This is a genomic window from Roseovarius halophilus (ex Wu et al. 2025), from assembly GCF_047086965.1.
Map to the genome: position 1 here is coordinate 11,534 of NZ_JBKOTX010000012.1, position 24,188 is coordinate 35,721.

The 24,188-nt window shown below is 65.7% G+C and carries 21 protein-coding genes; 11 read left to right on the forward strand and 10 right to left on the reverse strand.

Going from position 1 to position 24,188, the window contains the following annotated elements; all coding sequences use genetic code 11:
- Window positions 1–40: 40 nt before the first annotated feature.
- The 6 genes from ACH107_RS04055 to rarD all read left to right on the forward strand — a co-directional run bounded on the left by ACH107_RS04055 (window position 41) and on the right by rarD (window position 6,272).
- Window positions 41–370 carry a sarcosine oxidase subunit delta gene (locus tag ACH107_RS04055; RefSeq protein ID WP_412504737.1) on the forward strand — a complete coding sequence of 110 codons (330 nt, stop codon included), beginning with the start codon at window positions 41–43 and terminating at the stop codon, window positions 368–370.
- Complete coding sequence (locus tag ACH107_RS04060; RefSeq protein ID WP_412504738.1) at window positions 367–3,381, forward strand: sarcosine oxidase subunit alpha family protein; 3,015 nt, start codon at window positions 367–369, stop codon at window positions 3,379–3,381. Before ACH107_RS04055 ends, ACH107_RS04060 begins: the two co-directional genes overlap by 4 nt.
- Window positions 3,374–3,943 carry a sarcosine oxidase subunit gamma gene (locus tag ACH107_RS04065; protein ID WP_412504739.1) on the forward strand — a complete coding sequence of 190 codons (570 nt, stop codon included), beginning with the start codon at window positions 3,374–3,376 and terminating at the stop codon, window positions 3,941–3,943. Before ACH107_RS04060 ends, ACH107_RS04065 begins: the two co-directional genes overlap by 8 nt.
- 121 nt (window positions 3,944–4,064) lie before the next feature.
- Window positions 4,065–4,664 (forward strand): superoxide dismutase, encoded by a 600-nt coding sequence (locus ACH107_RS04070; RefSeq protein WP_412504740.1) that lies wholly within the window; start codon window positions 4,065–4,067, stop codon window positions 4,662–4,664.
- A gap of 174 nt (window positions 4,665–4,838) precedes the next feature.
- Window positions 4,839–5,297: a host attachment family protein gene (locus ACH107_RS04075; RefSeq protein WP_412504741.1), complete on the forward strand. Its 459-nt coding sequence runs from the start codon at window positions 4,839–4,841 to the stop codon at window positions 5,295–5,297.
- A gap of 81 nt (window positions 5,298–5,378) precedes the next feature.
- Window positions 5,379–6,272, forward strand: coding sequence for an EamA family transporter RarD (rarD, locus tag ACH107_RS04080; RefSeq protein WP_412504742.1), 894 nt, complete (start codon window positions 5,379–5,381; stop codon window positions 6,270–6,272).
- On the opposite strand, the gene ACH107_RS04085 is transcribed toward rarD, so the two are convergent.
- A complete protein-coding gene (locus ACH107_RS04085; protein WP_412504743.1) occupies window positions 6,236–6,787 on the reverse strand; it encodes a TIGR00730 family Rossman fold protein in 552 nt (183 codons plus the stop codon). The genes rarD and ACH107_RS04085 overlap by 37 nt on opposite strands.
- 103 nt (window positions 6,788–6,890) lie before the next feature.
- Here ACH107_RS04085 and ACH107_RS04090 point away from each other — a divergent pair, with 103 nt between their 5' ends.
- The 3 genes from ACH107_RS04090 (at window position 6,891) to xrtE (ending at window position 12,071) form a co-directional block, all read left to right on the forward strand.
- Window positions 6,891–8,516, forward strand: coding sequence for a LysM peptidoglycan-binding domain-containing protein (locus ACH107_RS04090; protein ID WP_412504744.1), 1,626 nt, complete (start codon window positions 6,891–6,893; stop codon window positions 8,514–8,516).
- 75 nt (window positions 8,517–8,591) lie between these two features.
- Window positions 8,592–10,403, forward strand: a complete 1,812-nt coding sequence (locus tag ACH107_RS04095) for an ABCB family ABC transporter ATP-binding protein/permease (protein WP_412504745.1) — start codon at window positions 8,592–8,594, stop codon at window positions 10,401–10,403.
- A gap of 93 nt (window positions 10,404–10,496) precedes the next feature.
- Window positions 10,497–12,071, forward strand: a complete 1,575-nt coding sequence (xrtE, locus tag ACH107_RS04100) for an exosortase E/protease, VPEID-CTERM system (RefSeq protein WP_412504746.1) — start codon at window positions 10,497–10,499, stop codon at window positions 12,069–12,071.
- 10 nt (window positions 12,072–12,081) lie between these two features.
- Here xrtE and ACH107_RS04105 read toward each other — a convergent pair whose 3' ends face one another.
- The 4 genes from ACH107_RS04105 to ACH107_RS04120 all read right to left on the reverse strand — a co-directional run bounded on the left by ACH107_RS04105 (window position 12,082) and on the right by ACH107_RS04120 (window position 18,318).
- Window positions 12,082–12,318, reverse strand: coding sequence for a VPEID-CTERM sorting domain-containing protein (locus tag ACH107_RS04105; RefSeq protein WP_412504747.1), 237 nt, complete (start codon window positions 12,316–12,318; stop codon window positions 12,082–12,084).
- Window positions 12,319–12,498: 180 nt separating this feature from the next.
- Window positions 12,499–16,317 carry an efflux RND transporter permease subunit gene (locus tag ACH107_RS04110; RefSeq protein WP_412504748.1) on the reverse strand — a complete coding sequence of 1,273 codons (3,819 nt, stop codon included), beginning with the start codon at window positions 16,315–16,317 and terminating at the stop codon, window positions 12,499–12,501.
- Window positions 16,314–17,633, reverse strand: coding sequence for an efflux RND transporter periplasmic adaptor subunit (locus ACH107_RS04115; protein WP_412504749.1), 1,320 nt, complete (start codon window positions 17,631–17,633; stop codon window positions 16,314–16,316). Before ACH107_RS04115 ends, ACH107_RS04110 begins: the two co-directional genes overlap by 4 nt.
- Window positions 17,634–17,907: 274 nt before the next feature.
- The gene (locus tag ACH107_RS04120; protein ID WP_412504750.1) at window positions 17,908–18,318 is read right to left on the reverse strand and encodes a SufE family protein; all 411 of its coding nucleotides are present in this window, start codon (window positions 18,316–18,318) and stop codon (window positions 17,908–17,910) included.
- A 123-nt stretch (window positions 18,319–18,441) separates the two neighbouring features.
- On the opposite strand from ACH107_RS04120, the gene ACH107_RS04125 reads away from it, so the two are divergent.
- Entirely contained in the window at window positions 18,442–18,954 is a 513-nt protein-coding gene (locus ACH107_RS04125) for a hypothetical protein (protein WP_412504751.1), read from the forward strand.
- Between the two features lie 28 nt (window positions 18,955–18,982).
- Here the strand turns inward: ACH107_RS04125 and rnd are convergent, their stop codons facing one another.
- The 5 genes from rnd to ACH107_RS04150 form a co-directional block, all read right to left on the reverse strand.
- Window positions 18,983–20,140, reverse strand: coding sequence for a ribonuclease D (rnd, locus tag ACH107_RS04130; protein ID WP_412504752.1), 1,158 nt, complete (start codon window positions 20,138–20,140; stop codon window positions 18,983–18,985).
- Between the two features lie 92 nt (window positions 20,141–20,232).
- Complete coding sequence (gene purN, locus ACH107_RS04135; protein ID WP_412504753.1) at window positions 20,233–20,826, reverse strand: phosphoribosylglycinamide formyltransferase; 594 nt, start codon at window positions 20,824–20,826, stop codon at window positions 20,233–20,235.
- Window positions 20,823–21,872 (reverse strand): phosphoribosylformylglycinamidine cyclo-ligase, encoded by a 1,050-nt coding sequence (gene purM, locus ACH107_RS04140; protein WP_412504754.1) that lies wholly within the window; start codon window positions 21,870–21,872, stop codon window positions 20,823–20,825. The genes purN and purM overlap by 4 nt, the downstream gene beginning before the upstream one ends.
- A gap of 256 nt (window positions 21,873–22,128) precedes the next feature.
- Window positions 22,129–22,848, reverse strand: coding sequence for a Bax inhibitor-1 family protein (locus ACH107_RS04145; RefSeq protein WP_412504755.1), 720 nt, complete (start codon window positions 22,846–22,848; stop codon window positions 22,129–22,131).
- A 120-nt stretch (window positions 22,849–22,968) separates the two neighbouring features.
- Complete coding sequence (locus ACH107_RS04150) at window positions 22,969–23,178, reverse strand: DUF1127 domain-containing protein (RefSeq protein WP_412504756.1); 210 nt, start codon at window positions 23,176–23,178, stop codon at window positions 22,969–22,971.
- A 125-nt stretch (window positions 23,179–23,303) separates the two neighbouring features.
- On the opposite strand from ACH107_RS04150, the gene ACH107_RS04155 reads away from it, so the two are divergent.
- Window positions 23,304–24,185: a LysR family transcriptional regulator gene (locus ACH107_RS04155; RefSeq protein WP_412504757.1), complete on the forward strand. Its 882-nt coding sequence runs from the start codon at window positions 23,304–23,306 to the stop codon at window positions 24,183–24,185.
- The last annotated feature ends 3 nt before the right edge of the window (window positions 24,186–24,188 follow it).

Here is a 24,188-nt window from a genome sequence, read left to right on the forward strand (position 1 = left end):
GGGGGCAGCGCCCCCTCCAGCAGACGAAAAGGACGCGCACATGCTGAAACTCACTTGTCCGAACTGCGGCGTCACGGCCGAGGAAACCGAGTTCGCCCCGGGCGGCGAGGCGCATCTCAGGCGCCGGGGCCCCGGCGCCTCGGAGGACGACTTCCACGCCTACCTCTTCGACAAGGTCAATCCGAAGGGCGTTCATTTCGAACGCTGGCGGCATGCCAATGGCTGCGGCAAGTGGTTCCATGCCGCGCGCTGCACGGCAACGCTCGAGGTATTCGGCACCTACGGTGCGCAGACCGTCGCGCCCCCGCGGGAAATCAAGGACAAGATCTCGGCCCGGCGGCCGGGCTGGAGCTGGAGAGAGTTCGCATGAGCACACGTCTGGCCACGGGTGGCCGTCTTCTGGACACCGGGCGCGCCCTCAACTTCACCTTCAACGGCAAGCGCCTGACGGGGCATCCGGGCGACACGCTCGCCTCGGCGCTGCTGGCCAACGACCAGATGCTGGTGGGACGCTCCTTCAAGTACCACCGCCCGCGCGGCATCGTCGCCAGCGGGGCGGAGGAACCCAACGCGCTGGTCGGGCTCGGCGAAGGTCCGCAATTCGAGCCCAACCAGCGCGTCACCACGACCGAGCTGTTCGACGGGCTGACCTGCGCCAGCCAGAACCACTGGCCGAGCCTCGACTTCGACATCGGCGTGCTGAACGACCGGCTGTTCGCGCGGTTCCTGACCGCGGGCTTCTATTACAAGATGTTCATCCATCCGCGGCCCTTCTGGAAACATGTCTACGAGCCGTTCATTCGCCGCTCCGCCGGTCTGGGCAAGGCGCCGGAACATCGCGACGAGGACCGGTACGAGCATTTCCACGCCTTCTATGACGTCGTCGTGATCGGCGGCGGAGTGGCCGGCCTGCAGGCCGCGCGCGCCGCGGCAGAGGCTGGCGCGACGATCCTTGTCATGGAACAGTCGCCGCATTGGGGCGGGCGCGCGCCGGTTGATGGCGGCACGGTTGCCGGGCAGGGCGTGGACGTGTTCGTGGACGAAACCGTGGCCGCCCTGTCGGGCATGCCCAACGTCACGCTGCGCACCCGCATGATGGGCGCGGGGGTGTACGATCATGGCTACCTGCTGGGCTACGAGCGCGTGCGCGACCATGAACCGGGGGCGCCGGGCCCGCGTCACCGCCTGTGGCGGATCCGGGCCGGGCAGATCGTGACCGCGACCGGGGCGATCGAGCGACCGCTGAGCTTTGCGGGCAATGACGTGCCGGGCGTTATGCTGGCCTCGGCCATCCGCGATTACGCGGTGAATTACGCCGTCTCGGCAGGCGATCGCACGGTCGTCGTGACCAACAACGACGATGCGTACCTTACCGCGATTGCCCTGAAAAAGTCGGGGCTGGAAGTGCCCATGATCCTTGACGCGCGGGCGTCGGGCGGCGGCAGGCTGGCCGCCGAGGCGCGTGCCATGGGCATTCGCGTCGAGACCGGCAAGGGCATTGCCAAGGTCAAGGGGACCAAGCGCGTCGAAGGCATCGCGATCTGCGCGCAGGCGGGCGAGGGCGCCGTTCTGGAAGAGATCAAGTGCGATGCCGTGGCCATGTCTGGCGGCTGGTCGCCCGTGGTGCACCTGTGGTCGCATTGCGGTGGCAAGCTGCTCTGGGACGAGGCGCAGGCGCATTTTCGCCCGGACGCGGACAAGGCCCCCACCGGCGACGACGGCGAGCCTTTCGTCATCGCGGCGGGCAGCGCGAACGGGCATCTCGATCTTGCGGGCGTGCTGGCGGATGCGCATGCGGCCGGGCGGGCGGCCGCCAGCGCCACCGGCCACGACGCCGCCGCGTCGCCGGCGCCGGATGCAGAAGTGCAGGAGGCCGCCGCGATCGAGCCTGTCTGGCTGATGCCGCAGGGGGCCAACATCAAGCTGCGCATGAAAAGCTGGTTGGACTACCAGAACGACGTGAAGGTGTCCGACGTGCAACTCGCCGCGCGCGAGGGGTTCGAGAGCGTCGAGCACGCCAAGCGGTACACCACGCTGGGCATGGCCACGGACCAGGGCAAGCTGAGCAATATCAACGGCCTTGCGATCCTGTCGGACAGCCTCAACCAGCCCATTCCGCAGACAGGCACCACCACGTTCCGCCCGCCTTACACGCCGATCACGCTTGCGGCGATCGCCGGTGAGGCCAAGGGCCGGACATTCCAGCCCGTCCGCCGGACCCCGATGCACGGATGGCACGAGGAGAACGGCGCGGATTTCGAACCCGTCGGCCACTGGCGCCGGCCGTATTGCTATCCGAGGGATGGCGAGAGCCGCCATGACGCCGTCAACCGCGAGATCACGCAGACGCGGCAAAGCCTTGCGCTGCTCGATGCCTCGACGCTGGGCAAGATCATCGTGAAAGGCCCCGATGCGGGCACGTTCATGGACATGCTCTACACGAACATGATGTCCACGCTGAAACCGGGGCGCTGCCGCTACGGGCTGATGTGCAACGAGAACGGGTTTCTCATGGATGACGGTGTCGTCGCGCGGCTCGATGACGAGACGTTCCTGTGCCACACGACGACGGGCGGGGCAGAGAGCGTCCATGCCCACATGGAGGAGTGGCTGCAGACCGAATGGTGGGACTGGAAGGTCTACACCGCCAACGTGACCGAGCAATACGCGCAGGTCGGCGTTGCCGGTCCGAATGCCCGCAAGGTTTTGCAGAAGCTGACCGACGATGACATCTCGGCCGACGGGCTGGCCTTCATGGGCTGGAAGGAGATCATGGTCGCGGGCATCCCGGCGCGGGCATTCCGCATCTCGTTCGCCGGGGAGCTTTCGTTCGAACTGGCGGTCCCGGCCGGCCGCGGGCGGGTGCTGTGGGACAGGCTGATGGACGCGGGTGCCGAGTTCGGCGTCATGCCCTACGGGACCGAGGCCATGCACGTGATGCGCGCCGAGAAGGGCTTCATCATGATCGGGGATGAGACAGACGGCACCGTGATCCCGCAGGATCTCAACATGCAGTGGGCCATCTCCAAGAAGAAAGACGACTACCTCGGCAAGCGTGCGCAGGAACGTACGCACATGGCGGACCCGGACCGCTGGAAACTGGTGGGGCTGGAGACCGAGGACGGCGCGGTGCTGCCCGACGGTGCCTACGCCACGGCCCCGGGCACCAACGCGAACGGGCAGCGCAACGTTCAGGGGCGCGTGACCTCGACCTACCATTCGCCGACGCTGGGCCGGGGCATCGCCATGGGTCTGGTGCATCATGGCCCGGACCGGATGGGCGAGGTTCTGGAATTTCCGAAGGTGGACGGCACGGTGATGCGGGCGCGGATCGTCGATCCGGTCTTCTTCGACAGGGATGGGGAGAAACAGAATGTCTGACGCGATAAGCGCCCTGCCGGGCGCGGTCCATGACGGATGGGTGAAGGTAACGGAAACCGGGCTCCAGGGCATGATCACGCTGCGCGCGGATCCGGGATCGGCCGCGGTCAAGCAGGCCGTGACGGGGGCCGCGGGCACGGACGTGCCGGGGCAGCGTGGGATCGTCGCGTCGGGCGACAGGGCCGTTGCATGGATGTCGTCCGACGAGCTGTTGATCATGGTGCCGTACCCCGAGGTGGCGGGCGTGCTCGCCGCGCTCGAAGAAGCGCTTCGGGGTGAGCATTTCCTTGCCGTCAACGTCTCGGACGCCCGGGCGGTTTTCGACCTGCACGGCGCGGGGCTTCGGGAAGTCGTCGCCAAGCTCTGCCCGGTGGACATGGCGCCGGGGGCGTTCGAGCCCGGCGAGATACGGCGGACACGTATGGCGCAGATCCCGGCAGCGATCTGGATGACGGGCGCCGAGTCCTTGCGTGTCGTGTGTTTCCGGTCGGTGGCGCAATACGCGTTCGACCTGCTTCGCGACGCGGCCGCGCCGGGGGGGGAGGTCGGAGTTTTCGCCTAGACCGGATCGGGGCCGTGGCCGAGTTTTTCGCTCGGAAATTCGGTGCAACGGCCTTGACCTCGGCCCGGCAACGCACCCATGTATCCCCATAGGATTTTGCAACAGACAGGGAGCCCGACAAATGGCTTTTGAACTTCCCGATCTACCCTATTCGCACGACGCGCTCGCCGATCACGGCATGAGCCGCGAGACGCTGGAATACCACCACGACATCCACCACAAGGCGTATGTCGACAATGGTACCAAGGCCATTGCCGGTACCGAGTGGGAAGGAAAACCGGTCGAGGAGATCATCAAGGGCACCTACGATCCGAAAGCCGTGGCGCAGAGCGGGATTTTCAACAACGCGTCGCAACACTGGAACCACACCCAGTTCTGGGAAATGATGGCGCCGGGCGGCAGCGGTATGCCGGGAGAGTTGGAAAAGGCGCTGCATGAGGCGTTTGGCTCGGTTGATGAATTCAAGTCGCAATTCGCGGCGGCCGGCGCCGGTCAGTTCGGGTCGGGGTGGGCCTGGCTTGTCAAGGACACCGATGGCAGCCTCAAGGTGACCAAGACCGAGAACGGCGTGAACCCGCTGTGCTTTGGCCAGACGGCGCTGCTGGGGTGTGATGTCTGGGAACACTCCTATTACATCGATTTCCGCAACAAACGCCCCGCGTATCTGGACAATTTCCTGAACAACCTCGTCAACTGGGAAAACGTCGCCTCGCGGATGTGAACCGCCCGGATCGAGACATGCACGCCCCCCGGTCCCTTTGCGGAGCGGGGGGCTTTCCTTTTCAGGCGCATGGCCCGGGCTTGACACCGGTCAAGGCGACCGTCCCGTCGCCCGGGCATGATCGCCGGCACACGGGCCGCCCGAGCCCGGCAGGATGACAAGGAGAGCTGCAAGATGGCTACACTCACCAACGGCACATGGGTTCTGATCGCGGACGGCGAAAAGGCGCTGTTCCTGCGCAATGAACTCGATGCACAGAACCCGAACCTCGAAGTCGTGCGCAAGCAGGCGCAGGACAACCCCGCGAGCCGTGAGCAGGGCGCGCACAAGCCCGGTCGGATGGACGATATCGGCGCGGGGCAACGCTCCGCGATGGAGGATACGGACTGGCATGAACTGGCCAAGGCAAGGTTTGCCGACGATCTTGCCGACAAGCTTTACGAGATGGGGCACCGGGGTCAGTTCGAGCGCATCGTGCTTGTCGCCCCGTCACGGGTTCTGGGCGAGTTACGCGACAAGCTGCACAAGGAAGTGCGGGAAAAGGTGGTGGCGGAACTGGCCAAGGACCTGACGAACCATCCCCTCGACAAGGTTGAGAAACTGCTGAAGTCGGAACTGGACCCGAGGCTTTGATCCGCCGCTTTTGGTCTTTCGCCTTGCCAATCGCGCCCGCTTGGGTGAGGTGAAGCAGGCAGGCAGGGCGAGGGAGCGGGAATGAACGAGGCGTCAAAGGGCGTGATGGCGATGGTGGCGGCCTGCACCATCTGGGGGCTGTCGTCGATCTATTACAAGGCGTTGGCACATGTCCCGCCGATCGAGGTGCTGGCGCACCGCACGATATGGTCGCTGGTGTTCTTCGCGCTCATCTTGACAGCGCAGGGCCGGCTGGGCGTGCTGCGGGCCGCGATCTCCGACCCCAAGTCGCGGTGGCGGATCGCGCTTGCCGCGCTCTTCATCTCCTTCAACTGGTTCCTGTTCATCTGGTCGATCCAGAGCGGCAAGGCGGTCGAGGCCTCGCTGGGGTATTACATATTTCCGCTCGTGGCTGTCTTGCTCGGGACCGTGGTGTTCGGCGAACGGTTGAGCGCGGCGCAATGCGTGGCTGTCGGTCTTGCGGTGGTCGCGGTGGCCCTGCTGACTGCCGGGCTGGGCGTGGCGCCGTGGGTCTCTCTCCTGCTGGCGGCAAGTTTCGGGCTTTACGGCGTCGTCAAGAAGGGGCTCGATATCGGGCCGGTCGTGTCGGTCACGGGGGAGGTGTTGCTCCTGGGGCCGATGGCGCTGACGGTGCTTGGCGCGATCCACCTGGGCGGTAGCGGGGCCTTTGGCCGCGACATGGCGGAATCGGGGATGCTGGCCTTTTCGGGGCTGCTCACCGCGACGCCGCTGATCCTGTTCAGCTATGCCGCGCGGCGGGTCGCCTTCGCGACGGTGGGCCTTGTGCAGTATCTCAACCCGACGCTGCAATTCCTTGTCGCGACGTTGCTGTTCATGGAACCCTTCACGCCGTGGCACGGTATCGCCTTCGCCATGATCTGGACGGCGCTGGCCGTATTCTCGGTCGCGACCCTGCGTCAGGACAGGGCGGCGCGCAGGGCCGCGGGCACCTGATCGGGCTGGTCCACGACCCGGAACATTTCGCGCAAACCGGCGCCGGCAAATCCCTCGTCGATCAGGTGGTCAAGAAGCGCGACCAGCTTGTCCCAGTATCCCCGCGTGTTCAGCAGCACGATGGGCTTGTCGTGCAGCCCGAGCTGCCGCCATGTCAGCACCTCGAAGAATTCATCGAGCGATCCGGCGCCGCCGGGCATCACCACGATGGCGTCCGAATTCATGAACATGACTTTCTTGCGCTCATGCATGGTTTCGGTGACGACATGGCGCGCAAGGTCCTGTTTTGCGGCCTCGCGCGTGACAAGGTGGGCGGGGATGACGCCAAGGGTGTCACCGCCCGCCGCCTGCGCGGCCCGGGCCGCTTCGCCCATCAGCCCGATGTCACCCGCGCCGTAGACCAGCCGCCAGCCTTCGGCGGCCAGCAACCCGCCGATTTGCGCCGCCGCGGTCATGTAGGCGGGGGAATTGCCCGACCGTGCGCCGCAGAAGACACAGACAGATCGTGCCGTCATCGGATCGCTCCTGTTTTTCAGAGGCTTGCTTTGACCCTTGATAGCCATGTTGGTATGGTCGAACAACCGTGCAGCATGCCTCGACACGCGGGGAAGGAAATCAATGAGCAAGTTGTCAGGATTGGCTGGGGGGCCGAGCCTGGCTCTTACGGCCGCGGCTGGCGCCGCGGTTGTGGGTGCCGGTCTTTATTTCGCGGGCGTTTTCACGCCCCTGCAGACCCGGTCGCCCGTGGACCCGGAAACGGCTGACGCGCCTGCTGATGATGCGCGGGGCGCGCCGCAAGACATGTCCACCGACCAGGCCGTGCCGGCTGTCGAGGCGGACAGCAAGCAGGACGCCGGGGCCGAGGCGACGCCCCCTGTCGAGCCGGCATCGACGCCCGCCGTGCCGACCCCGCCCAGTATCGACACCTTCCGCCTGGAGGCGGACGGGCAAATGCTCGTGGCTGGCCGTACCGAGCCGGGATGGCAGACGTCGATCCTCGTTGATGACGAAACGCGCGGTAAGGTCAGCCCCGATACCAGCGGGCAATTCGTGCAGTTCATGGACTTGACTGCTAGCACGCGGCCGCGCGTTCTGTCGCTGCGGATGCGGTCGGCGGAAACCGGCGAGGAAATCCTGTCGCGCGATGAAATCATCATCGCCCCGACACCGACCCCTGTGCCACGATCACGCGACGTGGCCGATGCCGACATGCCCGCGGAGAACACACAGACGCTGACAGGTGCGCCGCGCGGGGAACCCGCCATGCCGGCGCCGGCCGAGGCCGAGGATGCGCCGGAGGCGGTCGCCACGGTTGCCGAGCCTGCGCCGACGGACATGACGAAGCCGGGTGCTGAACCTCGGGACGCCGAAAGGACAGGGGACACGGCGCCGCCGGATGCCGATGAAACCGGCAGTGCCGCCTTGGAGGACGCGCCGCGGGACCTGGCACAAACGGCCGAGCGATCACCCGAACCCGGTTCGGACACGCATGCGGCAGCGCCGCGGGATGGTGCGTCGCTGGCGGATGACACGGAGGCGGGTGTTCCGGCCGTCACGGACGTGACGACGACAGAGGTCGAACCCGAGAAAGCGCCGCCCCAGGCGGAAACGACCGCGCCGGACTTGTCGCCATCGGCGGCGCCGGAAACCGCCGCCGCGCCCGTCACGCCGGATGCGTCGCAACCCGCGCAGCCGCGGACACAGGCGGTGCTCCTGTCCGATGAAAGCGGGGTGCGTGTTTTGCAGGCGCCCGACGGCGCGGGCCAAGCGCCCGACGTCATGTCGAGCGTTGCACTTGATGCGATCACCTACAATGCCGCGGGCGAGGTTCAGTTGTCGGGCCGCGCGGCGGGCGGCGGCTTCGTGCGGGTCTACCTTGACAACGCGCCTGTCACCATGGCGCGCATCGACGCGGACGGGAACTGGCGATCGGACCTGCCCGAGGTCGACACCGGTGTTTACACGCTGCGGATCGACGAGGTCGATGCGGCAGGGAACGTGACGTCCCGGGTCGAGACGCCTTTCAAGCGCGAGGACGCCGATACGCTGGCCCGTGCCGGGGCCGAGCTGGGCCAGCGCAAGGTGGCCGCGGTGACCGTGCAACCGGGCAATACCCTGTGGGGTATTTCCCGGCGGAATTACGGCGAGGGCATCCTGTACGTCCGTATCTTCGAGGCCAACCGTGAACGCATCCGTGATCCGGACCTGATTTATCCCGGACAGGTCTTCACGATCCCCGAATGATGGCCGGGCTGGTCTTCGCGGCCCCGGCAATCTAGGTGGGGTGGGAATGATTGTTCCACTTGCCAAGGCTCCCTGATGCGCCGCACCAACATGACGACGACCGATATGCCCGCCGATGGATGGCGGACCATCCGGCGCGTCGCGCCGTATCTCTGGCCCGAGGGACAGCGGTGGGTCAAATGGCGCGTTGTTCTGGCCTTGGCGGCGTTGTTCGTCGCCAAGCTGGTCGCGGTGGGCACGCCGTATTTCTACAAGGCGGCCGTCGATGCGCTGGCCGGCGAGGGCGAGGCGGCCGCGTGGATGCTGGCCTTCGGGGCCGTGGGCCTGACCGTGGCCTACGGCATGGCGCGGTTGATGAACGTTGGGTTCCAGCAACTGCGCGACGTGATCTTCGCCCGGGTGGCGCAGCGTGCCTTGCGTCAACTGGCGCTGCAGACCTTCCGCCACATCCACGCGATGTCGCTGAGCTATCACCTCTCGCGCAAGACCGGCGGGCTGAGCCGGATCATCGAGAGGGGCGTGAAGGGCGTGGAATTCCTGCTGCGCTTCCTGCTGTTCTCGATCGGGCCGCTGGTTCTGGAACTTCTGCTGATCGGGATCGTCCTGTGGACGCTGTTCGATATCTGGTATCTCGTCGTCGTGGCGGGCGTGATCGGGGCTTATATCGCCTTTACCTTCAAGGTGACGGAATGGCGGGTGAAGCTGCGCAAGCGGATGAACGATCAGGACACCGACGCGAACCAGAAGGCCATCGACAGCCTGCTGAATTTCGAGACGGTCAAGTATTTCGGCGCCGAGGACCGCGAGGCGGCCCGTTACGACGCCGCCATGCGCGGCTACGAGACGGCAGCGCTGCAAACATCCTATTCGCTGGCGTTCCTGAATTTCGGCCAGTCGCTGCTGATCACCGGCGGGCTGGTGATTGTCATGGTCATGGCCGCCATCGGCGTGCAGTCGGGCACGATGACGGTGGGCGATTTCGTGATGGTCAATGCTTACATGATCCAGATCACGATGCCGCTCAATTTCCTCGGAACGGTTTATCGTGAAATCCGGCAATCGCTGGTGGACATGGGCGAAATGTTCGGCCTGCTTGAACAGGCCCCCGACGTGAGCGACAAGCCCGGCGCGCGGGACCTCGACGTGAGGGGCGGCGCCGTGGAATTCGACGGCGTGTGTTTCGGGTATGATGCGCAGCGGCCGATCCTGACGGACCTGGACCTGCGCGTCGCCGCGGGCGAGACGGTTGCCGTGGTGGGGCCGTCCGGCTCGGGCAAATCGACGATCGGCCGCCTGCTGTTCCGGTTCTACGACGTGCAGCGCGGGGCGATCCGGATCGACGGGCAGGACCTGCGCGATGTGACGACGTCAAGCCTGCATGGCGCGATCGGCGTCGTGCCGCAGGATACGGTGCTGTTCAATGACACGATCGGCTACAATATCGGGTATGGTCGCGGCGACGCCACGCAGGCCGATATCGAGGCCGCTGCGCGCGCCGCGCAACTGCACGACTTCATCACCGACTTGCCGGAGGGGTACGAGACGCAGGTCGGTGAAAGGGGGCTCAAGCTGTCGGGGGGCGAGAAGCAGCGGGTCGGAATCGCCCGCACGCTGCTCAAGGATCCGCCGATCCTGTTGCTGGACGAGGCCACGAGCGCCCTTGATACCGAAACCGAGCAGGATATCCAGGGCGCCCTGAGGAATGCCGGGGCGGGGCGGACGGTCATCACCATCGCCCACAGGCTCAGCACTGTTGCCGATGCGGACCGTATTGTCGTCCTCGAAGATGGTCGCGTCGTCGAAACCGGCAGCCATGCCGACCTTCTGGCGCGGCGAGGCCGGTATGCCGCGCTCTGGCAGCGGCAGCAACACGAGAATGCCGCCTGATTCCGCTTGCCCACGCAACTCCCGCGTGGCGCCATTTTTTGACCACGCTTTCGGTTTTATGTGCGCCCGAGTGAATTGACGGGTTTACGCGGTATGCCGAACCGGGCTTTCCTGATTTGCGGGCTTTTCGCCCTTGAAATGATCCTGATCGTGGTCGCTTTCCAGGTCCTCGCATCGGTCGAGTGCCGGCAGACCTCGATCGAGCTTGCCTGCCGCGGGCTGCGGGGCGCGGTTGTCCGCACGCTCTGTCTCGGGGCCCTGCTGGGTGTCTATCTCTGGGCGCGGGCGCCCGCGCGCGCGGCCTTCGCGCAGATGGTGGACACGCGGGCCGGCGGCCGTGGCTGGGGAATACTGCATCTGCTGGCGGTTGTCGGTGTCTTCGTGCCGCTGCTCGTTGTCGACGATGCCCGGATGAACGCGGATTTCGGGGTGGTCTTCCCGGTGCTCGTGCTCGGGGCGGCGGTTGCAGTTCTTGCCGGGCTTTTCTGGCTGGCGGCGCCAGGTGATTGGCACGGCTGGCTCCGGGCGCGGCGCGGCCCGCTTCTGGGGCTTCTGGCATTGGCGCTGCTGCTGCCGGAACTGGCGCGGCTGATCGGTCCGATCTGGTATTGGCAATGGTTGACCATGGCCACGTTCGAAAGCGTCGCCGCGCTCATGGGCCTGTTCGTGGATGAATTGCTGATCGTGCCCGAAAGGCAGGCGATCGGCACGCGAAATTTTCTCATATCGGTGGCCGACACGTGCTCGGGCGTCGAAGGGTTCGCGCTCATCACCGCCTTTCTGGGCATCTACGCGCTGCTGTTCCGGGACCGGTTGCACATGGTGCGGTTCTGGGCCGTGGTGTGGCCGCTAGCCCTGATGGCGAGCTGGTCCTTCAACGTGCTGCGGATCACGGCGCTTATGCTGATCGGCACCTTCGCGTCGCCCGAGCTTGCCCAGAACGGGTTTCACAGTTTCGCCGGCTGGCTTTTCTTCATCCTTCTGGCGTTTGGCGTGCTGGTGGTCGTCAACCGCGTGACATGGCTTCAGAAAGGGCCGGGCATGGCCGCCCCTGACGGGTTCAGCTTGGCCGAGGATGCGGCCGCGGCGCGGATTCTGCCCTTTATCGTGTTCATGCTGTCCGGCGTGCTGGCGCAGGCCTTCTGGACCGAGCCGGCCCGTGCCTACCCGCTGCAGGCGGGGCTGATGTTCCTCGCGCTATGGTGGGTGCGCCGGCCATTGCGTGACGTTGTCAGGAAACCGGGTGCGATGGCAATCGTCGCGGGGGCGGCCATCGGTGCAGGCTGGATCTGGATGGCCCCGGGATCGGACGGCATGTCGCCGGCGCTTGCCGCGCTGACGCCCGCCATGTTCGGGCTGTGGGCCGCCGCGCGCATCGTCGGGACAGTGGTGTTTGTCCCGGTGATCGAGGAATTGTTTTTCCGCGGCTACCTGCAGGACAGGATTGATGGTGATGGCTGGCCGCGCAAGTTGATCGCCATCATCCTGCCGACCGCGCTTTTCGCGCTGTTGCACGGACGGTGGCTGGAGGCCGGCGTGGCAGGCGTGGTTTTCGGCCTGCTTTACATGCGCAGTGGGCGGCTGGCCGATGCCGTTGCCGCCCACGCGGTGGCCAATGCGATCATCGCGATCGTCGCGGCAATGCGCGGTGATTGGGCGCTGATCTGACGGCGTGACGTCAGGCGCGGCGGCGCTTGATTTCCCATGCCAGCAGCAGCATGCCCAGAACCGCCCCCATGGCCATAAGGCCGCTGGACGCGTCGATCTCGGGCACCGCGGTTTCGGTGTTGTCGCGCTGACAATACCATCCGTAAAAGCGGCAGTAGAAGTCGGTGATGCTTTGGGCCGACACGGATGCGGCACTGGCGGTGTAGGCTGCGGCCGATGCGACCGACGTTGCAAACAATTTTCTCATTATTGGACCCCCGGTGTTGAGTTGCCTCATGATTGCCACGTAGTTGCCATTTTTCCTAGGAAATTCTGCTACTTGGCATTATTTCACGAACAAACACACGATCACCGCGCCATTGTTTCCGAAAGCGGGTGCATTCGGCGTGACGCCAGCGGCGACGACCCGGCGAATCAAGTTGCGGGATCATTCGGCGGCGCGTAGCGGATTGCCGTCAGTGGGTGCGGCGTCGTCATCGCCAGAGTCCGGCGCCCCGGTATCGCGGGACCTGAGTACCCGCTTGAGGTCGGCCAGTTCGGGGCCATCGCCGGTGTCGTCCACGTAGCCCGTGTCGCGGGTGCGCTCGTCTTCCCAGATGAGTTCCGGGGCCCGCGTATGACGGGCGGCGCGGTTCAAGGCCCAGTCACGCGCCGCGCGGCTGCCGCGGCCCATCGACACCATGGCCATCAAGCGTGCGGCCCACTCGACATAGGTCGTGGCCCAGACACGCAACGCCAGCATGGACGGCGTGAACACCAGTGTCAGGATCGTCGCGATGCCGAGGCCGAAGACGACTGCCGTCGCCAGTTGTTTCCACCAGAGGGCCGTCGGGCTGTTGAAGGAGTAGCCGCCGGCGATGAAATCGAGGCTGAGCCCGAACATCATGGGCGCAAGGCCGGCCATGGTGGTGATCGTTGTCAGCAACACGGGGCGTATCCGTGCCTCGGCCGTTCTGATGATCGCCTCGATCCGCGGCATGTAGCGGGAAAATTCCTGGTAGGTGTCGATCAGCACGATGTTGTTGTTCACCACGATGCCCGCGAGGGCGACAATGCCCGTCCCGGTCATGATGATCGAGAAGGGCTGGTTCATGACCAGCATGCCGATCAGGACCCCGGTGGTGGACAAGACCACGGCCAGCAGAACGAGCACCGCGTTGTAGATGCTGTTGAACTGCGCCAGAAGGATGATGAACATCAAGGCAAGCGCGCCGGCGAATGCCTTCTGCAGGAAGGCGCCGGACTCCTCCTGGTCCTCCTGGTCGCCAGTCCATTCGTATTCCAGCCCGCTCGGCGCGACGCCGCTTTCCAGCCACTCCGTCAGGTGCGCGATCCGTTCGTTGGCGGTCAGCGGCACCGCGCCATCACCGGTCCCGCCGGTTGTCAGCCCCTCGATCACGCCGGCCTTGACGTCGAAATACCGGGTCTGGTCGACACGGTCGATCTGGGCGAGTTTCCGGACCGGTTCACGGCTGATGAAGTTCGACAGCGGAACAAGGCCCTGAGCGGTCCGGATCTTGAGCGTGTCGAGCGTTGACAGCACGCGGTCACGTTCGGGCAGGCGCACGCGGATCTCGATCTCCTCGTCGCTGGACGGCACACGCATCGTGTCGAGAAGGATGCCCCGTGTCACCAACTGGACCATCGCGCCGACCGTCGCCACGTCGGCGCCGAAACGGCCGGCCTTCTGGACGTCCACGTCGATCTGCCAGTCGATGCCGGGCACGGGCAGGGTATCCTCGATCAGCTTGAGGCCGCGGGTCTCGTCGAACTTTTCCCGCACGTCACGCGTGAAGGACAGAAGTTTTTCCCAGTCATCGCCCTTGATGCGCAGATGCACCGGCTTGGCCGAGGCCGGCCCCCGTTCGAGCGCGAGGATTTCCGTCTTGATGCCGGGGATTTCCGCCAACTCGGCCGTCAGTTCGTCAATGGTACGGTCGCCATCGTTTCTTGGCGCCGTGATGTCGCGTGTCACGTCGTAGTCCACGAAGGGCAGGGTGAACCACGTTTCGGTCGTGGTCGGGCGATCCTCCCAGGGGATCATCTCGAGCTGTACCTGCCCGATCGTGTCCAGCGGCGGTTGGGCGCCGCCCGTGTTGTTGTTCAGCCCGCCATCGCCGGCAAAGGCGAAGGCGTTGCGCACGTTGGGATGCTCCAGGACGATGTCCTCGACCTGCTCGACAAGCGCGTCCTTCTGATCGATCGAGAGGTTGCCGCGCGCGCGCACGTAGACGATCGCGTTCTCGGGCTCGGATTCAACGAAGAACTCGGTGCCGTTGTTATTGTTCATGTAATAGATCAGCACCGATCCCACGAGGACGAAGATGATGCAGAACGCCAGCAGCGGCGCAACGGGATTGCCCGTGATCGCCTGTATCGCCCAACCGAACGGCGACCGGCGGTGGCCCGCCGCGACCTTGTCACGGCGGCGCGGAAGCACTGTGCGACCCAACAGGCGGAACGCGTTGCCGAAACGCCGCCCGATCGCCATGAGGCCCAGAAGTATCGCGACGACACCCGTTATCGCGCCGGCCGCCAGCGCGACAACCCCCAGCAGCAAGCCGAAAACGGTCGCCAGTGTCGGGATTACCGATCCGACGATGCGGGCGCCGTCCATGGCAGCGAACCTGTCGGCCACCGTTTCCAGCAGCGGCGGCGCACCCGCCCCCGCAAGCGCCAGCGCCCCGCCCGCGAGCGGGAAAAGCAGGATGTGCCAAAGCCAGAACCCGCTGGCGATCTGGTCGATGCGCGTGGTGAACCAGCGTTCCAGCCGCCCGGTCACGCCGCCCATCACCGGCAGATAGACAAGCGCCACCAGGAGGGAGGCGGACAGAACGAAGATCAGCGTGACCGGAAGCATGCCCATGAATTCACCCGGCACGCCGGGCCAGAAAAGCATCGGCAGGAAAGCGCAAAGTGTTGTCGCTGTGGAACTGACCACGGGCCAGAACATCCGCTTGGCCGCGGCGACGTAGGCGTGCATCGGGCCTTCGCCGTCCGCGATGCGCTTGTCGGCGTACTCCACGACGACGATCGCGCCGTCCACCAGGATCCCGACGGCGAGGATGAGCCCGAACATCACGATGTTGGAAACGGCCACGCCCATCAGGGCCAGCAGCGCGAAACACAGAAGGAAGGAGGTGGGAATCGCAAACCCCACCAGCAGCGACGGCCGCAGCCCGAGCGCGGCCAGCGTGACGAGCATGACCAGCGCGATGGCCGTGAGCACCGAACCCTCCAGCTGCTTGACCATCGACTCCACCGTGCGGGACTGATCATTCGAGGTGCCCACCTGCACCGCCGCGCGCAATTGCTCGGGCCAGCCCCGCTCGGCATTGGCGACGGTTTCGCGGACAAGGGCGGCCGTGTCGATGATGTTGAAGCCCTTGCGCTTGACCACCTGCAGCGCGACCGTTTTCTCACCGTTGAAGCGTGCGGTGCCCAGCCTGTCCTCGAAGGTCAGGTTGATGCGGGCCAGATCGCCCAGCGTCACGACGCGATCGCCGTTGGTCTTGATCGGCAGGTCATAGATGTCGCGGGTTTCGTCAAAGGACGACGGGATCTTGACCGAGAACGCGCCTTGCGATGTCTCGACCTCTCCTGCCGCGATCAACTGGTTGTTGTTCTGCACGACGTTGATCAGTTCGGGCGCCGTGACGTTGTAGGCTTCCAGCCTCAGCGGGTCGATGACGACCTCGACCATTTCGTCGCGGTTGCCGGCCAGCCCTGCCTCCAGCACGGGCTCCAGCGCTTCCAGCCGGTCCTGCAGGTCCCGCGCCAGCCGCGCCATGGTGCGTTCCGGCACGGCGCCGGACAGGTTCACGATGATGATCGGGAACTCGCTGAAATTCACCTCGTTGAGTGTGTATTTCTCCGCGCCCTCGGGGAATTCGGCCTCGGCCGCGTCCATTGCGTCGCGCACGTCGGCAAGTATCTTGGTCTTGTCCCAGCCGAATTCGAATTCCATGGCGACGCCGGCATAATTCTCGGCGGCGGTGCCGGTCATTTCCTTCAACCCGTCCAGATCGGACAGTTCCGTCTCCATGGGCTTGACCAGCAATTTCTCGCTGTCCTCGGCCGAGATGCCGGGAAACTGTACCGACACGAACAACGCGGGGATCTCGATGTCGGGTTCCCCCTCCTTGGGCAATCCGACATAAGAGAAAGTCCCGGCCAGGATGGACACGACGATGAAGGCGATGACCATGCGTGCCCGGGCGGCGGCCCAGTCGACAAGACCCGTCATGTGTCAGGCTCCTCGTAGGACGCGAGGACACGAACGCCGTCGGTGACGAATTCCTGCCCGATGATGATCACGTCGGCGCGGTCGGGCAGGCCCGACAGCCATGCGCCATCCGGTGTGTCGCGCAGCACTGTCACGGGGCGAAAGGCCGCCTCGCCCGCCCCGGTGACGACACGCACGCCCAAGATACCTTCGTCGTTCAGCGTCAGCGCCGACTGGGGCAGCCGGTGCGCCTTTGTGCCGTCGGCACGGATCGTGATCTCGGCCGTTTCGCCGTCCCTCAGCGTCAGGTGCGGGTTGGGCACCTCGATTTCCACGCGGAATGTCCGCGTCGTCTCGTCCGCGGCGCGCGAGATGAAGGTGACCTCGCCTTCCACGTTTTCGCCGGAGGCCAGCCGGGCCGTGGCCCGCGCACCCATCTCGACCCTGCCGACAGCGGTCTCGGGGACGAACCCGACGAGGATGATCGGGTCAAGCTGGATGACCGTGGCACAGAGATTGCCGGGTTGAAGCAGGCTTCCCACCTCGGCGGAGTCGCTTTCCAGCAGACCGGCAAAGGGGGCGGTGATCTTCAGCCTGTCGATTTCCTCCTGAGCGGCGGCAACGGCGGTGCGGGCGCTCTCGACACCCGCCTTGGCGGCTTCGATCGCGGCGGCAACGCGTTCGCGGCCGGACTCGGCGGCGCGCAGCTGTGCGCGGGCGCTTTCGATGGCGGCTTCGGCGCTGCGCACGGCGGCCTTGGTATTGGCGACACGAGTCTGCGAGGCGAACCCTTCTTTCACGAGGGTCCGCGCGGCATTCGCGTTTATCTCCGCCTCTTCCAGACGTGCCTCCGCCTCGGTCACCCGTGCGCGGGCTTCGTCGACGCGGGCTTCGGACTCGGGGACCTGCGCGCGCGCCTCGGGCACCCGTGACCGGGCTTCGGCCAGTCGCGCGCGGGCTTCGGCGAGCGTCAGTTCCCGGCTGTCGGGTTCCAGACGGCAAAGCACCTGCCCCTCCTCGACGAAGGCCCCCTTGCGCAGCGGATCGGAGATGACCTGGCCGGAGGTCTCGGCGCGCAGCTCGACCTGCCGGTCGGCCTCGGTCGCGCCGCGCAGGGTGACGGCGCTCTCGATGGTGCGGGCGCGCGACCGGACGGCCACCACGCGCATCACGTCGTCCTGCTGGCCCGTATCGGCGGTTTCCGCGGGCGTGGCCTCGGTGGCGGTGTCGACGCCGGACGTGTCGGGCAGGAGGGCGATGATGCGATCGCGTTCGAAAACGAGGGCATAGACGAGCGCCGCCACCACGAAGGTGGCGAAAATCGAGAATACGCGCATGTCCTACCCTTTCCGCTACCGTTTAACCCGTCTGCAGATACGCGGTGGCGGGCATACGACAGCCCGCCGAAAACTGTGCTGAACCACGTGGTTCAGATTATACCTTTCGCTGCCGCGGCGCAACCTGCGTCGGACGCCGCTCAACGGCGGTCAGGTGCGGCAAAAGTTCTTCAGGGCCGTGCCACATGCGGGCTGAGCGATGCCTGTACTCGGCAAATGGAGATCGACAGAGCGACACGTATCATGTGCCTTGTCTCGCCGTTACGGCGCCGTCTCACGCGGCCTCGGCCGCCACGTTCCGCACCCGCTCGATCATCGCGCGCAGCCCGTTGGAGCGCTGTGCCGAGAGGTGATCATTGAGGCCGATGCGGGCAAGCTCGGCCTGCGCGTCCACCTTGGGCACATCGGAAACCGGCGTGCCGTTGTAGAGCGCGCGCAGAACGGCGATCAGACCGCGCACGATCATGGCGTCGCTGTCGCCCTCGAATGTGAACACCCCGTCCTTGATCGTGGGGTGCAGCCAGACCTGGCTGGCGCAGCCGTCGACCTTCGTTGCCGGCACCTTCAGCGCGTCATCGAGCGGCGTCATCGACTTGCCCTGCTCGATCACGTATCTGTAGCGGTCTTCCCAATCGTCGAGAAACTCGAAATCGCTGACAATGTCCTCGAAGTCTTCCGCGGCCATGGTGGTCTCCATCCTTTTGTTCCGTGATCTAGGCGCCCCGTGCAGGAGCGTCCACCCCTGCTTGCATCTTTTCAAGGGCGGCCGGATGGGTTAAGCGGGGTCAAACGGACGAGGGCGGTGCGCATGAGGACGCTTCTGACACTCACGGTTATTTCGTCGCTGCTGCTGAGCGGATGCAGCGGCTGGCGGGATTCCCGGGCGAACCCGGCGAACTGGTTCGGCAACAGCCGGTCCACGCCCATCGAGGAAACGGCACCGGGAAACACGAATCCGCTGATCCCGGAGCGGACAAGCATCCTGCGGCGCAACCGCGAAGAGGTCTATGACGGCACGCCGGTGGATCAGGTGACAGGCCTAACCATCGAGCGCAAGCCCGGTGGCGCGATCGTCCGGGCCAGCGGTCTTTCCGCGCGGCAGGGCGCGCATGATGTCCGGCTCACCTCAGAGACCGACGGCGACCCTGTCGATGGCGTGCTGACCTTCACGCTCAAGGCGATCCAGCCGGCGGACACGCCGCGCGGGTCGCGGGTATCGCGCAGTTTCAACGCCGCACGTTTCGTCAGTCGCGCCGTGCTGGAACGGGTCGACACCATCCGGGTGGTCGGGGGCCGCAACGTGCAGACGACCCGCCGGTGACGCTGACGGCGCGCGCATAGCGGCGCGCCTATCGCTCGACCACGCGTACCGCGTTCCCGTCGACGGTCAGCGCAACGTCGCCATCGCACAGCCGCAGGGCATCCGCGCCGAAGATTTCCTTGCGCCAGCCCTTGAGCGCGGGCACGTCGCGTTCACCGCCCGATATCGCGTCGAGATCGGCGGCCGACGCGATCAGTTTGGAGGCGACGCCGGTATTCTCGGCCTTCGCCTTGAGCAGAACGCGGAGCAGGTCCGCCAGCGCGGGGTTGACCTGCAACTTCTCGCGGCTGCGGTCGGGGCGCGGGACATCGTCGGCGGTACAGTCCAGCCCGTCCTGAACCGCCTTGAGGATTCCGTCGGCGATTTCGCCGCGTCGGGCTTCGCGCAGCAACAGGCGCGACCGGCCCAGATCCTTGTGCGTGGCGGGTTTCGTTGCGGCCAGTTCCACAAGCGCGTCATCCTTGAATACTCGGCTCCGTGGGATGTCGCGGGATTGGGCGTAACTTTCTCGGAAGCGCGCCAACTCGCGCACGATCGCAAGGAAACGCCCCGAGGTGTTGCGGGTCTTGATGCGTTTCCAGGCGTCTTCGGGGCGGACCTTGTACGTTTCCGGGGCGGTAAGCGCCTGCATTTCCTCGTGAACCCATTGGGCCCGACCGGATTTGTCGATCTCGGCTGCCAGGTGCTCGTAGATGCCGCGCAGGTGCGTGACATCGGCCAGCGCGTATTTCTTTTGCGCCTCGCTCAGGGGGCGGCGCGACCAGTCGGTAAAGCGCGAGGTCTTGTCGAGCTGTTGTTTCGCGACACGCTTGACCAGCGTTTCATACCCGACCTGTTCGCCGAACCCGCAGACCATCGCGGCGATCTGCGTATCAAAAAGCGGTGCCGGAATGATCCCGGCGTCACAGAAGAAGATTTCGAGATCCTGCCGGGCGGCGTGGAAGACCTTGGTCACCGACGCATCGTTGAAGAGCTCGTAAAGCGGATCGAGCGACAGGTCCCCCGTCAGCGGATCCACGAGCACCGCGTCGTCGTCGCCCGGCCCGGGCACGGCCAACTGCACGAGGCACAGTTTCGAATAATACGTGCGTTCGCGCAGGAACTCGGTATCGACGGTCACATAATCGAATTCTTTCGCCCGGTTGCAGAACTCGGCAAGGGCGTCGGTGGTCGTGATGGTTTTCATACGGGAGTTTACTTCTGATTCATGGTGCGTGGTCGGACCCGCCTGTGCCCGTTATAGGGAAGCCGGCCGGCAAAGGGAATGCCCCCCGCGCCTCAGGGCAGATGGTACAGCTCGCGCCGGCCCTCGGCGACCCGGCGCAGCACGGCCGGGTACAGCAAGTGTTCGCGTTCCAGCACGCGCTCCGCCAGCGTCTCGGGCGTGTCGCCGGGCAGGATCGGCACGCGGGCCTGTCCCAGCACGGGACCCGCATCAAGGTCCGCCGTGACTTCGTGCACCGTGCAGCCCGCCTCGCTGTCGCCGGCCGCGATGGCGCGGGCATGGGTGTCGAGCCCCGGATATTTCGGCAGCAGTGAGGGATGGATGTTGAGGATCCGCCCGCGCCAGTGGCGGACGAACTCCCATGTCAGGATGCGCATGAACCCGGCAAGGCAGATGATATCGGGTGAGCTTGCCGCCAGCACCTCGTGCAGCGCGGCCTCGAATGCCCGGCGATCGCCCCGGTAGGCGCGGTGATCGACCACCTCGGTCGGGATGTCGCGTGCGCGCGCCTTGGCCAGCCCGCCCGCGTCCGGGGCGTTCGACAGGACCAGAACCGGCCGGGCAGGGTGGTCGCCCGTCATGCTGTCGGCGAGGGCAACCATGTTCGAGCCGCCCCCGGAAATCAGGATCGCCACCCGTTTCGTCAAAGCAGCGATCCGTGATAGCGCACGCCCTCACCCTCGGTCACGACACCGATGCGCGTGACATGCTCGCCTTCGTGGGTTAGCAGGTCGGCGACAGCATCCGCGCGGTCGGGGGCCACGGCAAGGATCATGCCGGCACCGCAGTTGAACGTCTTGAGCATCTCGTCCTGCGCCATGCCGCCTTGTTCAGTCAACCATTTGAAAACGGGCGGTAAATCCCACGATGACAGGTCGATGCTGGCGCCCGTGCCCGCGGGCAGGACGCGCGGCAGGTTCTCGGTCAGGCCGCCGCCGGTGACATGGGCCAGCGCGTGGACGCCCCCGGCGCGGAGCGCGGCAAGCGCCGGCCGCACGTACAGCCGGGTTGGCGTCAGCAGCGCGGCACCCAGCGTCGTTTCAGGCTCCCACGGGCAGGGGGCCTGCCAGTCAAGGCCCGAGAGGTCCACCAGTTTGCGCACGAGGCTGTAACCGTTGGAGTGCACACCGTCGCTGGCCAGCGCGAGCAGCACGTCACCGCTGGCCACGTCCGCGGGCAGGTGCGCGCCGCGTTCCATCGCGCCCACGGCAAAGCCGGCAAGATCGAAATCACCATCGGCATACATGCCCGGCATCTCGGCCGTTTCCCCGCCGATCAGCGCGCAACGGGCTGTTTCACAGCCCTTGGCGATGCCTTCGACGACGCGCGCGGCACTGTCGGTGTCGAGCTTGCCTGTCGCGAAATAGTCGAGGAAAAACAGAGGCTCAGCCCCTTGGCAGACAAGGTCGTTGACGCACATCGCCACAAGGTCGATCCCCACGCCCGCCACCTCGCCCGTGTCGATGGCAATGCGCAGCTTGGTTCCGACGCCATCGGTCGCGGCCACCAGCACCGGGTCGGTGTACCCGGCCGCCTTGAGGTCGAAAAGGGCACCGAACCCGCCGAGCCCGGCCATCACGCCGGGGCGCGCGGTGCGCTTGGCCGCCGGCTTGATCCGGTCCACGAGCGCGTTGCCCGCGTCGATGTCGACGCCCGCGTCGGCATAGGTGATCCCGTTCTTGCCCTTGGTCATGCGATGGCCCCTTTCCCGCGACTTTCGCCACGCGGATTACCGCATGCGGCGGGTGAAGGAAAGCGCCTTGCACGGGAAAGCGGGCCGCGCAGCGGGGGCCGGGATGGTCTGCGATATCGTGTCGGTATCGCGTCCGTATCGCGTCGGCCCGCCGGAACGTGCGCGACATTGGCGGCACCGGGCCCTGCAGCATGTAAAAAGCCTGCCGAACAGCATTCGGCAGGCTTCGGGTGTGGTAGACGGGACGCGGTGCGCGTTATTCGCGGGCGCCCAGCAGGTTCAGCAGCATGATGAACATGTTGATGAAGTCGAGGTACAGCCGCAGCGCGCCCATGATGGCGGACTTGCCCAACCACTCGCTGTCGCCGTGCTGGGCATGAGCGAGATACTCGTTCTTGATGTCCTGCGTATCATACGCGGTCAACCCGGCAAAGATGAGAACCCCGATTACCGAGATCGCGAACATGATCGCAGAGCTGGCGATGAAGATGTTGATGATCGAGGCCACGATCAGCCCGATCAGCCCCATCACGAGGAAGCTGCCCCAGCCCGAGATGTCCTTTTTCGTCGTGTAGCCCCACAGCGACAGGCCGGCAAAGGAGATCGCCGTGATCAGGAACACCTGCGCGATCGAGAAGTCGGTGAACACCACGAAGATGTAGCTGATGGAAACGCCCATAAGGGCCGCGAAGGCATAGAAGAACAGTTGCGCCCCGGCGGCCGACAGCTTGTTGATGACAGCGCCGAAGGCGAAGACCATGATGAGCGGCGCGAACATCACGAGGTATTTCGTGAAGCCGCTGAAAAGCACGTTCATCATCGCCGCATTGTTGCCCACGGCCCACGCTGCCGCGAAGGTGAGCAGCATGCCCACCGACATCGTGCCGTAGACCTTGTTCATGTGGGCGCGCAGACCCTCGTCAATCTGGGCGGTACGGGCACCCGCCGCCGTCCGGATTGTGTCAAATTCAGCCATTCATGCCTCCGATCATGTGAATTGCCCCACCCCTGTCTTGGGGTTTGGTGGCAATATCGGGTCAAACAGGCCGCATTTCAAGGTTTTCCGGCGGGGCGGCCGGCGTTTTCGACCGGTTGCTCAGAAGCTGCGCGCAACCGGCACGTCCCAGAAGTCGCGGCGGGCTTCGGCGCGGGCCTCGGCGCGGGTCAGCCCGAGATCACGCAGGGCCGAGTCCGGCAGACGGGCGAGCGCGCGCCGTTCGCGGCGGACCTGCAGCGCGGCGCGCAACGGAAAGTCGAAAAGGGCGCCCGACCGGGGCACGGCCTGTGTTTGCGATAGAAAGGTCATGACGTTTTCCTTTCGCGATGGTGATGTGGTGGCATTTTCGCATTTCTATTGTTGATGTATCTGGCAGGTTATGCTCCATTTGTGAAATGAATGTTTTTTAGGTTTACCATCAGGGAGTGTGATGCATGAGGAACCTGGACATGACGACGCTGCGCTCGTTCCTGGCCGTGGCCGAACAGGGCGGGGTGACACGGGCGGCGGCAGCGCTGAACCTGACGCAATCGGCCGTGTCGATGCAGCTCAAGCGGCTGGAGGACATGCTGGACATCGAGCTGCTGGACCGGAGCAATCGCCGCGTCACCCTGACGGCGCCCGGCGAGCAATTGCTGAGCTATGCGCGCCGGATGGTGCAGCTGAACGACGAGGCGGTGGGGCGGCTGACCGACAAGGTCTACGAGGGCGAGATCGTGCTGGGCGTGCCGCACGACATCGTCTATCCGGTCATCCCGCGCGTGCTCAAGACGTTCAACTCGGTCTATCCGCGGGTCAAGGTGCATCTGCGGTCGCGCGGCACGGTGAAACTGCACGAGGCGCTGGCCCGCAACGAACTGGACCTGATCCTGACGACCGAGGAGGACGTGAAGCCCGGCGGCGAGACCCTGACCCAGATGCCGCTGCGCTGGACGGGGGCGGTCGCGGGGCAGGCATGGCGCAAGCGGCCGTTGCGGCTGGGGTTCTGCCGCTTCTGCATTTTCCGCCCCATCGTGCTGCGCAAGGTGCAGGAAGCCGGTATCGACTGGGAGCTGGCGGTGGATTCCGAGGATGACCGCGCCGTCGAGGCGCTGGTCAGCAGTGATCTGGCCGTGGGCGCCATGCTGGAGGACAGCATTCCGCCGCATCTCGAGGCGATCGCGCCCGGCGACGACCTGCCGGAGCTGGGGTTCCAGAACGTGAACATGTACGGATCGGACCGGGCCACCGGCGAGGTGGCCGAGCAGCTGGCCGCGATGCTGCGCAACGGCTATGCCGCCACGCGCCGCCCGGTGCTGAGCAGCTGCGCCGGCTGAGCA